Annotated in this window: 4 protein-coding genes; all 4 read left to right on the forward strand. The window is 73.9% G+C overall.

All coding sequences use genetic code 11. The features are described 5' to 3' along the window. Positions 1-352 precede the first annotated feature (352 nt). The 4 genes from ACFQQJ_RS15130 (at position 353) to ACFQQJ_RS15145 (ending at position 13,133) form a co-directional block, all read left to right on the forward strand. The gene (locus ACFQQJ_RS15130; protein ID WP_377107729.1) at positions 353-7,999 is read left to right on the forward strand and encodes an Ig-like domain-containing protein; all 7,647 of its coding nucleotides are present in this window, start codon (positions 353-355) and stop codon (positions 7,997-7,999) included. Beyond that, positions 7,996-8,937 carry a hypothetical protein gene (locus ACFQQJ_RS15135; protein WP_377107731.1) on the forward strand — a complete coding sequence of 314 codons (942 nt, stop codon included), beginning with the start codon at positions 7,996-7,998 and terminating at the stop codon, positions 8,935-8,937. Before ACFQQJ_RS15130 ends, ACFQQJ_RS15135 begins: the two co-directional genes overlap by 4 nt. A gap of 63 nt (positions 8,938-9,000) precedes the next feature. Beyond that, positions 9,001-12,573 (forward strand): transcription-repair coupling factor, encoded by a 3,573-nt coding sequence (gene mfd / locus ACFQQJ_RS15140; RefSeq protein ID WP_377108027.1) that lies wholly within the window; start codon positions 9,001-9,003, stop codon positions 12,571-12,573. Between the two features lie 35 nt (positions 12,574-12,608). Further along, a complete protein-coding gene (locus ACFQQJ_RS15145; RefSeq protein WP_377107733.1) occupies positions 12,609-13,133 on the forward strand; it encodes a hypothetical protein in 525 nt (174 codons plus the stop codon). Positions 13,134-13,137: the final 4 nt, after the last annotated feature.

The following is a 13,137-nucleotide window of genomic DNA, read 5'->3' on the forward strand; positions in this document are numbered from 1 at the left end:
CGCCTTAACTGCAGTTCAACAAAGCTCCGCACGTCTTGATCAGGGTTGGGCCCGCGGACGTGCCGACGCTGGTCGCCGTGCCGCCCGTGCGCCCAGCAATCCGCCTTTGACCAGGACTTTCACTCCTTCGACTGCCGCGCGGCACGCGTGCCGGCTGCTCGTCGGGCGGCCGTGCGACCCTCAGTCACCCTTTGGGGGACATTTCACAAAATGTCCCCCAAAGGGTGACTGAATTGAGGAGAAATATCGCGACTCCGTCCCCTATTGTTTCGGCAGGGTCAGCCGGGAGAGGGGTCTTGGCGGTTGGCCCTGTGGTCGTACGCGCACCAGGGGGCCCCGCCGAAAGCAGACGATGGCCACTTCTGGACGCGCCACGGCAGGGCTCTCCGCCCGCGCCGCCCGCCGCTCCCTGTCCGCCGCGCTCAGCCTGATGCTCGCCGCCGGCGGTCTCGCGCTCGGCCCGGCGGCGCTGACGCCGGCGTCCGCGGCGGACGGCGACTTCACCTGTGGCGCCAACGTCATCTACGGCACGTACTCCAGCAACGGCACCACGACGAACCTGTACCGGATCGACGCGGGCACGGGGGCCAGCACGACGGTGGGCAGTTTCCCCGCGTCGGTGAACGCGCTGGCGATCGCCAGGAACGGCAACGCCGCGTACGCGATCACCAACCCCGCGACCGCCGCCGGCCAGGCGTCGCTCTACAAGTACGGGACCGCCGGGGTGTTCAAGACCCTCACCGGGCTCACCCCCTCGGCCGGCATCCCCGGCGGCAGCTTCAACCCGGTGACGGGCGACTACTGGTTCTCGGCGGTGTCGGCGCCCACCGGTGACAACACCAAGCGGGTGTTCAGCTTCTACAAGGTCGACGTCTCCTCTGCGGCGTCGACGGTGAACTTCGCGAGCCCGACCCTCACCTACACCGCGTCCACCGGGAACGCGAGCGTGGGCACGGACTTCGTGTTCGACAGCAGGGGCCGGATGTACCTGGTGGTCTCGACCGACAGCACCGCCTACGACAACCAGCTGCTGACCTTCACCGCGGCGCAGGTGGCCGCGGGCGGCAGCCAGACCCCCGTCCGCATGGTGTACCTCGATGCGGGCAGCGCCACCACGACCTTCCCCGGCGTCGCGTTCGGCTCCAGCGGCCACCTCTACACCCAGGGCGGAACCCGGCTCTACAAGTCGAATCCGACCACGGGCGACGCGATCAGCACCTCCACCACGTCGGTGGGCTTCACCGATCTCGGATCGTGCGCCAACCCGACGATCGTGGACGCCGTGCGCAAGCGGGTGGTCGACCGCGAGAACCCCACGGACCGGTTCACCCTGAGCCTGTCCGGCGGCAGCTTCAGCGCGCCCGTCACCGCCGTGGCCGCGACCCCGGCCACCGGCCTCCAGAACGAGCAGGTGTCCGCCGCGGTGGTGCTGCCGAACACGACCTACACCATCGCAGAGACGGCCGCCAACGGTGCGGACCTCGGCAACTACGTCTCCACGTGGTCCTGTGTCGACGAGGCGGACGACTCCGTCATCGCCTCCGGCACGGGAACCACCGGGACGTTCACGACGCCCGACACGGTGGCCACCGGCCAGGGAGCCACGCTGGCCTGCACCTTCACCAACGAGGTGAAGAACCCGAGGATCGAGATCACCAAGAACGCCTCCGGCAGCCCCACCCGGGCCGGGGACACCATCAGCTACTCCTTCACCGTCACCAACACGGGCAACCGGCCGCTGGCCGGCATCGCCGTCACCGACCCCCTGCTGGGGTCGACGCCGATCACCTGCGCCGCCACGTCGCTGGCGCCGGGCGCCTCCACCACCTGCGCCCCGGCGAGCGCGTACACCGTCCTGCAGTCGGACGTCGAGACCGGCTCGGTCGCGAACACGGCGTCGGTCGCCGCCACGCCGCCCAGCGGCGAGGGTGCGGCGGGGTCGGTCACCGACACCGACACCAGGACGGTCACGATCCCGCGCACGCCGATGCTGAAGATCGTCAAGGCCGCCGGCGGCAGCCCGTACGTCGCCGGTGACACCATCGCCTACACCTTCACCGTCACCAACACCGGCAACGTCGTCGTGACCGGTGTCGGTGTCGACGACCCGAAGCTCTCCGGCGTCACCTGCAGCCCCACCACGCTCACCCCCGGCGCCAGCGCGTCCTGCACCGCGGACGCCTACACCGTGACGGCCGCGGACGTGGTCGCGGGCACGGTCGACAACACCGCGGCCCCGACCGGGGGCAGCGTCGCCGGGACGCCGGCGGTCGACCCGTCCTCGACCCCGTCCGTCTCCGTGGAGCTGGGCACCCTGCCCGTCGCCGTGCCGGACGCCGGCACCACGCCGCAGAACGTGACCATCGATGTGGCACCGCTGGGCAATGACACGCCCGGCAGCACCGGCGGCGGCAGCGCCGGCACGCTCGACGCCACCTCCGTGGTGTTCACCTCCGCGGACGCGACCGACGGCGGCCGGACGCTCGTCGTGGCCGGCCAGGGCACCTACACCGCGAACCCCACCACCGGCGTGGTCACCTTCGACCCCGAGCCGGCCTTCACCGGGGCGGCGACGCCGGTCACCTACCGGGTCACCGACTCCCTGGGCCATTCCGCCACCTCGACCATCGCGATCACCGTCACCCCCGTGACTCCGGACGCGAAGGACGATGCCGCCGCCACGCCGTACCTGACCCCGGTCACCGTCGGACTGCTCGACAACGACACCGCCGGCGCGTCCTCCGCGCCGCTGGTGCCCGGCAGCGTTGTCCTCACCTCGCCGTCGGCGACCGACGGCGGTCGCAGCCTGGTCGTCCCCGGAGAGGGCACCTACACGATCGACCCGGCCACCGGCGCAGCGACCTTCACCCCGGCCGCCGGCTTCGCCGGGCCGGCCACCCCTGTGGGCTACCGCCTCGCCGACGCCAACGGCAGCACCGACACCGCCACGCTGACCGTGACGGTGAACGCCCCGCCGGCCCCGGCGGCCGCGCCGGACACCGCGACCACCCTCCAGAACGTGGACGTCCAGCTGGACCCCCTCGCCAACGACACCGCGAACGGCGGGGCGACGCTCGTCCCCTCGAGCGCGGTGTTCACCGCGCCGTCCGCGACCAACGGTGGCCGGACGCTGCTGGTGCCGGGTGAGGGCACCTACACGATCGACCCCTCCACCGGCCTGGTGACCTTCGACCCGGCGGCGTCCTTCAGCGGCCCCGCGACCCCCGTCGCCTACCGCGTGTCGGACGACCTCGGCCGGTCAGCGGCCTCGACGATCGCGATCACCGTCACGGCGGTGCACCCCGCGGCGACCGACGACGCGGCGCTGACGCCGTACCTCACGCCCGTCGACCTCTTCCCGCTCGACAACGACGCGGCGGGCGACCCGTCCGCCCCGCTCGATCCGGCGAGCCTGGTGTTCATCTCCTCGGCCGCGACCGACGGCGGCAGGACCCTCGTGGTCGCCGGTGAGGGCACCTGGACCGCCGCGGCCGACGCCACGGTCACCTTCACGCCGGTCGCGGGCTTCTCCGGGCCCGCGACGCCGGTGACCTACCGGGTCGGCGACGCCAACGGCAGCACCGCGTCCGCGTCGCTGGCCGTGACGGTCGGCACGCCGCCCACCGCGACGCCCGACGCGGGCACCACGCCGCAGAACGTCCCGGTCACGCTCGACCCGCTCACCAACGACGGCGCCGGCTCCGGCGGTCCGGTCTCCGGCACGCTGGTGGCGAGCTCCGTGGTGCTCACCTCGCCCGCCGCGACCGACGGCGGCCGGACCCTCGTCGTGCCCGGCGAGGGCACCTGGACCGTCGGCCTGCTCACCGGCCTGGTGACCTTCACGCCGGAGCCGGGCTTCACCGGCACGGTGACCGCTGTCGGGTACCGGGTGGCCGACAGCTTCGGCAACACCGCCTCCTCGACGCTGACCATCACGGTCACGCCCGTCACCCCGGCCGCGTCGGACGACGCCGGCCACACCCCGTTCCGGACGCCGGTGACCATCGACGTCGCCGGCAACGACACCGCGGGCGCGCCCTCGGCGCCGCTCGTTCCGGGCAGCGTCGTGCTGGACTCGCCGTCGGCGACCGACGGCGGCAGGACCCTCGTGGTCGCCGGTGAGGGCGCCTGGACGGTGAACGCCGACGGCAGCATCACCTTCACCCCGGAGGACGGCTTCTCCGGGCCGGCGACGCCGGTGGGCTACCGCGTCGCCGACGCCAACGGGACGACGGCGGCCGCCAGCCTGGCCGTCACCGTGGGCCAGCCGCCCGTGGCCAACCCCGACCTCGGCTCGACGCCGCAGGACGTGACCGTCGACGTGGGTCTGCTCGACAACGACACCCCGGGTACCGACGGTGCCGGCCATCCCGGCACGCTCACCGCGTCGAGCGTGGTGTTCACCGCCGCTGCGGCGACCGACGCCGGCCGCACCCTCGTGGTGCCCGGCGAGGGCACCTACCGCATCGACCCGGCCACCGGGACGGCGACCTTCGACCCCGAGCCTGCCTTCACCGGCACGACCACGCCCGTGGCGTACCGCGTGACCGACGGCTTCGGCCACGCGGCCGACTCGACGCTCACCATCACCGTTGCGGCGATCACCCCGGCTGCGGAGGATGACACCGCCCGGACGCCGTACGCCACGCCCGTCACCACGCCGGTGCTGGCCAACGACATGGCAGGCGCGACCTCGGCGCCGCTGGTGCCGGGCACCGTCGTGATCACCACCCCCGGTGCCACCGACGCGGGCAGGACGCTCGTGGTGGCCGGCCAGGGCACCTGGACGGTGGAGCCGGGCGGCGCCGTCCGGTTCGTTCCCGCCGACGGCTTCTTCGGCCCGGCGAGCATCGCCTACCAGGTCCGGGACGCCAACGGCACGCCGGCCACCGCCACGCTCACGGTCACCGTGGGGGGCCCGCCGTCCGCGTCCGACGACGCCGGCACCACCTCCCAGAACGTCGACGTCACGCTCGACCCGCTGGGCAACGACACCCCCGGCACCGACGGTGACGGCGGGGCCGGGACGCTCGACCCCGCGTCGGTGGTGTTCGCCTCCGCCGACGCGACCGACGGCGGACGGACCCTCGTCGTGCCCGGTGAGGGCACCTGGACCGCCGACGCGGCGACCGGCCGGGTCACCTTCGACCCGGAGCCGGCGTTCACCGGAGCCGCGGCCCCCGTCGACTACGAGGTGACCGACAGCTTCGGGACCACGACCGGCGCCCGGATCGCCATCACCGTCACCCCGGTCGTCCCGGTCGCGACCGCCGATGCGGCGACCACCCCGTACCGCACGCCGGTGGACGTCGCCCTGCTGGGCAACGACGCCGCCGGCGCGCCGTCCGCCCCGCTGGTGCCCGCGACCGCCGCGTTCACCTCTGCGGACGCCACCGACGGCGGGCGCACGCTCGTCGTGCCCGGCCAGGGCACCTACGCCCTGGCCGCGGACGGCACGGCGACCTTCACCCCCGTCACAGGGTTCACCGGCGTCGCCTCCCCGGTCGCCTACCGGGTGCTCGACGGCAACGGCACCGCCGCCGTCTCGACGCTCACGATCACGGTCACCCCGCCGCCCGCACCGGCGGTCGCCGATGACGCCCAGCACACCCCGTACCGGACGACAGTCACCACGTCCGTGCTCGCCAACGACACCGCGGGCGGGCTCGCGGTGCTGCTGCCGGGCAGCGTCGTCCTCACCGACCCCTCCGCGGTCAACGGCGGCACCACGCTGGCCGTGGCCGGCGAGGGCACCTACCAGGTGAACCCGGACGGCACGATCAGCTTCACCCCCGCGGCCGGGTTCTCCGGCGTCTCCGGCGGCGTGGACTACCAGGTCTCGGACGAGCTGGGCCAGGTCGGCTCCGCGCGCCTGGTGGTCACGGTCGGCCTCCCGCCGGTCGCCGCGGACGACAGCGCGACCACGCCGCAGGGCGTCCCGGTCACGCTCGACCCGCTGGCCAACGACGTGGCCGGTGACAACGGCGCGGGCACCCCCGGGTCGCTCGACCCGTCGTCCGTCCTCTTCACCTCCGCCTCCGCCACGGACGGCGGGCGCACCCTGGCCGTGCCGGGGGAGGGCACCTGGACGGCCGACCCGATCTCCGGCGCGGTGACCTTCACCCCCGAGCCGTCGTTCACCGGCACGACCACGCCCGTGGGCTACACGTTCCGCGACGGCTTCGGCAACACCGCCACCGCCCTGGAGACCGTGACGGTCGCCCCGGTCACGCCCGCCGCCGCCGCCGACGCAGCCACGACGCCGTTCCGCAGCCCGGTGACCGTGCCGGTGCTGGGCAACGACGCGGCGGGCGCCGCCAGCGCCCCCCTGGTGCCGGGCAGCGTCGTGCTGGTCGACCTCGCCGCCACCGACGGGGGTACGCGACTTGCGGTGGCCGGCGAGGGCAGCTACGAGGTGAACCCCGACGGCACGATCACCTTCACCCCCGAGCCGCGCTTCTCCGGGGTGGCGACCCCGGTCACCTACCGGGTCGCCGACGCCAACGGCACCACGGCGGAGGCCACGCTCACCGTCAGCGTCGGCACCCCGCCGGTCGCGGTCGACGACGCGGCGTCCACGCCCCACGACACCCCGGTGACGCTCGACCCGCTCGGCAACGACACCGCCGGTGACGACGGCGCCGACACCCCGGGCACGCTGGACGCGACCTCGGTGGCGTTCACCGACCCGGGGGCGTCCGACGGCGGCCACACCCTGGTGGTGCCCGGTGAGGGCACCTGGACGATCGATCCCGGCACCGGTGCGGTGACCTTCGACCCCGAGCCCGGGTTCCGCGGCGCGACGACATCGGCGACCTATGCGGTGACCGACAGCTTCGGCCACACCGCGACGGCGGGTGTCGAGGTCAGCGTCGGTGCGCCCACCGTGGCCGCCGACGACGCGGCCACCACGCTCCAGAACGTGACGGTGACGCTGTGCCCGCCGTGCAACGACACCCCCGGTGACGACGGCGCGGGCACGACGGGGAGCCTGGTCGCAGGCTCGGTCGTGTTGACCGCCCCCGCGGCCACCGACGGCGGCCACGCGCTGGTGGTCGACGGCGAGGGCAGCTGGACGATCGACCCGGCGACCGGGGAGGCGTCCTTCGACCCGGAGCCCGGCTTCACCGGTACGACCACCCCGGCCGGCTACCGGATCACCGACAGCTTCGGCAACACGGCCACCGCGGACCTCACGGTCACGGTCACGCCGGTCCGGCCCGAGGCGGCCGGAGACAGCGGCTCGGCGCCCTTCCACACGCCGGTGACGATCGACGTCCTCGCCAACGACCTGCCTGGCGACGACTCGGCGCCCCTGGTGCCGTCCAGCGTGGTGCTGACCTCGCCGGACGCGACCGACGGCGGCCGGACGCTGGTGGTGCCCGGTGAGGGCACCTGGACGGTGAACCCCGACGGTTCGGTCACCTTCACGCCGGAGGCCGGGTTCAGCGGCGACGCCACCCCGGTCGCCTACGCGGTGTCCGACACCAACGGCGAGGTGGCGCACGGCCTCGTCGCTGCGCTGATCGGCTCCGGCCCGGCCGCGAGCGCGGACCAGGTGCGGGGCACGACGCCCGGCGCCCCGGTCGTGGTGAGCGTGCTCGGCAACGACAGCGGCGGCACCGGCTGCTCGCTGGATCCCGCCTCCCTGGTGCTGCTGGGCGCGGACCCCGCGGAGGAACTCACGATCCTGGACGTGCCCGGCGAGGGCTACTGGACGGTGGACGCCGCCGGCACCCTGACGTTCACACCGACCGACGACTTCAGCGGCTGGGCGAGCTGGGCGACCTACCGGATCAGCGACTCGTGCGGGAACCCCGTCACGGCGCAGGCGAGGGCGTACGTGCCGCCGCAGGAGACCGCGATCGACAGCGAGAGCGACGGCGACGGCTCGCTCGCCCACACCGGTGCGGAGGTGGGTGGCCTCACCGCCGCGGCCCTCGCGCTCCTGGGTGGCGGCGTGCTGCTCCTGGCGTGGCGGAGGAGGCGCGAGGCATGAGGACGTGGGGGCCGGTCGTCGCGGTGGTGCTCGTCGCGGCGTCACTGGGGACGGCGGGCTGCGCGGGCACCGACCCCGCAGCGGCGTGCCCGCCGGTCGCGGGCGCGGCCACCACGACTCTCGCCGACGACCGCGGGGTGCTGTCGGCGAAGGTCTGGCTCCCCGTGATCAGCAGCAAGGCAGGGTCCCCGGACTGGCTGGAGCCGCTGGACGTCGCGTCCCGGTCCCTCACCGACGCCGGGCTGGACGGCATCCTGGAGGCGAGGGACGTGGACGCCCGCGCCGTGGCCGTACAGGCTGCGGTGAGCGACATTCCCAGGGCAGCGGCACGGGCGGTGGCCGGCCGCCGGCCGGGGGCCACGCCGCCCGGCCCGTCCGGCACCGCCGACGCCCGCTCCTACCATCTCCTGGTGCCCGCCTCGCCGCTGGGTGACGCGGTCGGTGCCTATTACGCGGCCGCGCTGGAACGCCAGGGCCATGCGGTCTCCACCACGGCGGCCGGCACGGCGGAGGCCGTCACCACGGTCTCCCGCGACAGGGCCGGCGACGTGGCGCTGGTCGAACTGCCCGACCTGGCCGGGACGCTGGGCGCCCTCCTGCCGTCCACCGGGACGGCGGGACAGGTGCGCGCTGCCGCGACGGTGGCGGCCGAACGGTCGCTCGCCCTCGGCGCGCCGAGCGCGGCCAACCGCACGCCGCAGGTGGTGGTGACCCGCGCGTTCGCCGCCGCGCACGGCAACCTCACCGACCTGACGGGGCTGGCGCGGGCCTGTCCGGGGCTGCCGCTCACCGCCACCGACGGCGCGGTGGGGGCGCTCGCTCCGCTGGCCGCGGCCTACGGCCTGGGGAGGGCAGACGCCGATCGAGACGCGGTCGGGAGCCTCCGGTCGGGCCGGGTCGCCGCTGCGCTGGCCCCCGTCCTGCACCACGCGGGCTGAGGGTCCGGACCGGTGTCCGGGCGGTCACCGGCTGTCGGTGGGGCTGGGTATGGTGATGCGGTGATGCTGAGCGGCCTGGTGGACCTCGTCGGCAGCGAGCCGGTTCTGGCCGAGGCCATCGCGGACGCCCGCACCGGACGCCTGCCGGCGCTCGACCTGACCCTGCCCGAGGCCGTCCGGCCGCTGTTCGTCGCCGCGCTCGCCGGGCAGACGCGGCGGCCGCTGCTCCTGGTCACCTCGACGTTCCGCGAGGCGGAGGCGGCCACCGCCGCGCTGACCTCCCTGCTCGGCGAGGACGAGGTGGCCTACTACCCGGCCTGGGAGACACTGCCGCACGAGCGCCTCAGCCCGCGCTCGGACACGGTCGGGCGCCGTCTCGCCGTGCTGCGGCGGCTGGCGGGCAACGACCCCCTGCCGGCGCCGCGGGTGGTCGTCGCGCCGGTCCGGTCCGTGCTCCAGCCGCAGGTGACGGGACTGGGCGACCTGCTGCCCGTCCGGCTGGTGGCGGGGGACGACTACGACCTCGACGAGGTGGCCCGGGGCCTGGTGGACGCGGCGTACCTGCGCGTCGACCTGGTGGAGCGCCGCGGGGAGTTCTGCGTCCGTGGCGGCATCATCGACCTGTTCCCGCCGACGCTCGAGCACCCGGTGCGGATCGACTTCTTCGGCGACACCGTCGAGGAGATCCGGCCGTTCGCCGTCGCCGACCAGCGCTCGTTCGACGCCACGCTGCCCGAGGTCGTCGCGTCCCCGTGCCGCGAGCTGCTGATCACCGAGGACGTGAAGTCGCGGGCAGCGGCCCTCGCCCGCGAGCACGCGAACGCGCCGGGCAACCTCGGCGAGCTGTTCGAGCGCATCGCCAACGGCCATGCGGTCGACGGCATGGAGTCGCTCGCGCCGGTCCTGGTGGACGGCCTCGAGCTGCTCGTCGACGTGCTGCCCGACGACACGCTGGTGCTGCTGTCCGACCCCGAGCGCATCCGCGCCCGCGCCCACGAACTCGTGGTCACCAGCGAGGAGTTCCTGCGGGCGTCCTGGGCGGCCGCAGCGGAGGGTGGCCGGGCGCCGATCGACCTGGGTGCGTCCGCCTACCGCACTCTCGCCGACGTCCGGGCGCACGCGCTGGCGCTGGGGCAGGCGTGGTGGAGCCTGTCGCCGTTCAGTTCCGGTGAGGGGGTCGGCGCGGACGACGGCCCGGCCGGCCTCACCGCCGCCGACGTCTCCGCCGTACCCAGCCGGATCGTGGAGGCGGGGGAGGCGCCGGTGTGGCGCGGCGACACCGAGGCGGCGGTCGCCACCATCCGGGCGGCGGTGGCCGCGGGCCACCACACGGTCCTCGTCGCCGACTCCAGCGGCCTCGCCGCGCGCATGGTCGAGATCCTCTCCGGTGCCGACATCCCTGCGTCCCGCCCCGAGGCGCTGACCGGTGCGCCGCCGGCCGGCCTGGTAACGGTCGTCCGCGCAGAGCTGCGGCACGGCTTCAGCCTGCCCGCGATCGGGCTCGACCTGTTCACCGCCGGCGACCTCTCCGGCCAGCGCGAGGCAGACAAGGCGTCGCGGAAGATGCCGGCCCGGCGCAAGAACCAGATCGACCCGCTGGAGCTCGCCCCCGGCGACCCGGTGGTGCACGAGACCCACGGCGTGGGGCGCTACGTCGAGATGGTGCAGCGCACCGTCGCCGGCGCGACGCGGGAGTACCTGGTGGTCGACTACGCGCCGTCCAAGCGCGGCCAGCCCGGCGACCGGCTGTACGTGCCGATGGACCAGCTGCACCTGGTCACCCGCTACGTGGGCGGGGAGAGCCCGACGCTGGACAAGCTGGGCGGAGCGGACTGGGCCAAGCGCAAGTCGCGTGCCCGCAAGGCCGTCCGCCAGATCGCGGCCGAGCTGATCAAGCTGTACGCCGCCCGGCAGGCGTCCCGCGGGCACGCCTTCGGCCCGGACACGGTCTGGCAGGGCGAGCTGGAGGACGCGTTCGCCTACGTCGAGACCCCCGACCAGCTGGCGGCCATCAGCGAGGTCAAGCGCGACATGGAGCAGGTCGTGCCGATGGACCGGCTGATCTGCGGCGACGTGGGCTACGGCAAGACGGAGATCGCGGTGCGCGCGGCCTTCAAGGCGGTGATGGACGGCAAGCAGGTGGCCGTGCTGGTGCCCACGACGCTGCTGGTGCAACAGCACCACGCCACCTTCGCCGACCGGTACGCCGGCTTCCCTGTGACGGTGTCGGCGCTCAGCCGGTTCTCCAGCCCGGCCGACAAGAAGAAGGTGATCGCCGGGCTCGCGGACGGCTCGGTCGACGTCGTCGTCGGCACCCACGGACTGCTGGCCAACGACGTGACCTTCAAGGACCTGGGCCTGGTGATCATCGACGAGGAACAGCGTTTCGGCGTCGAGCACAAGGAGCAGCTGAAGAAGCTCCGGCTCAACGTCGACGTGCTGTCGATGTCGGCCACGCCGATCCCGCGGACCCTGGAGATGGCCATCACCGGCATCCGCGAGATGAGCGTCATCGCCACCCCGCCCGAGGAGCGTCACCCCGTCCTGACCTTCGCCGGCCCCTACGACGCCAACCAGGTGCGGGCGGCGATCCGCCGCGAACTCGCCCGCGAGGGCCAGGCGTTCTTCATCCACAACCGCGTGCAGACGATCGAGAAGACGGCGTCCCAGCTCGCGGAACTGGTGCCAGAGGCGCGGGTGGCGGTCGCCCACGGCCAGATGAACGAGCACGCGCTCGAGCAGGTGATGGTCGACTTCTGGGAGCGGCGCTCCGACGTGCTGGTCTGCACCACGATCGTCGAGGCCGGCCTCGACATCTCCACAGCGAACACCCTGCTCATCGAGCGGGCCGACCTGCTCGGGCTCTCCCAGCTCCACCAGTTGCGCGGGCGCGTCGGCCGGAGCCGGGAGCGCGGGTACGCCTACTTCCTCTACCCGCCGGAGAAGCCGCTCACCGAGACCGCCCACGACCGCCTGGCCACCATGGCCGCGCACACCGACCTGGGCGCCGGCATGGCGATCGCGATGAAGGACCTCGAGATCCGTGGGGCCGGCAACCTTCTCGGCGGCGAGCAGTCCGGCCACATCGCCGAGGTCGGCTTCGACCTGTACATCCGGCTGGTCGGCGAGGCGGTCGCCGACTACCGAGGCGAGGACGCGGAGCCCGAGCCGGAGATGAAGATCGAGCTGCCGGTGGACGCCCACCTCCCGGCGGAGTACGTCGAGTCCGAGCGGCTCCGGCTGGAGATGTACAAGCGGCTGGCCGCCGTCACCTCCGACGCCGACATCGCGGCCGTCCGCGACGAGCTCGTCGACCGCTACGGCCCCCCGCCCCCGCCGGCGGAGGCGCTGCTGGCCGTCGCGGCGTTCCGCCTCCAGGCACGTCGCCACGGCATCCACGAGGTTGTGGCGCAGGGCTCGATGATCCGGTTCGCGCCGGCCGACCTGCCCGAGTCCGCACAGCTGCGACTGGCCCGCCTCCACCCGGGCTCGCAGCTGCGCAAGGCGCAGAACGTCGTGCTGGTGCCGCGCCCGATGACGCGTCCGATCGGCGGCCAGCCGGTCACCGACGCGGCGCTGCTGGCGTGGGCGGCCAAGGTCATGGCCGACGTCTTCACGCCCGCCGGCAGCCGGTAGGATCACCGACGGCAGAACCTCGATTGGATGGCAACATGAAGAAGCTTGCGGCCCTGGCCACGGTGGGAGTGCTCGCCCTCACTGGATGCACCACCCCCAGCCCGACCGCTGCCGCCTACGTCGGCGACACCCGGATCAGCCAGGCCGACGTCGACACGATGGCCGCGGCGCTGGCCGAGGTCACCGACGACCCGACCGACACGGGTTCGGCCTTCGCCAAGCCCGTCGTGCAGTTCGTGATCGTGTCGAAGCTCGCCAGGACGGGTGCGGAGAAGGCGAAGATCGTCGTCACCGACGCGCAGCGGGCCGCCGTCCACGCCGCCAACCCCTCGCTGGCCACCTTCGCCAAGAACCCGGCGCTGACCACGTTCATCTCCGACCTCGTCGACGCGCAGGCCATCCTGGGCACCGAGTCCGGCCACGCCGCCTACGCCGAACAGGTCGCGTCCACCCCCGTCCAGGTGAACCCGAGGATCGGCGTCTGGGACGCCAAGCAGGGCGCCTTCGTCGACGGCGGCAGCGGCTCGATCTCCAGCGTCGCCCCGCTCGCCCAGGGGTGAGCGA

Origin of the sequence: Propionicimonas sp. T2.31MG-18 (assembly GCF_964266745.1) — a bacterium.
Lineage (GTDB): Bacteria > Actinomycetota > Actinomycetes > Propionibacteriales > Propionibacteriaceae > Propionicimonas.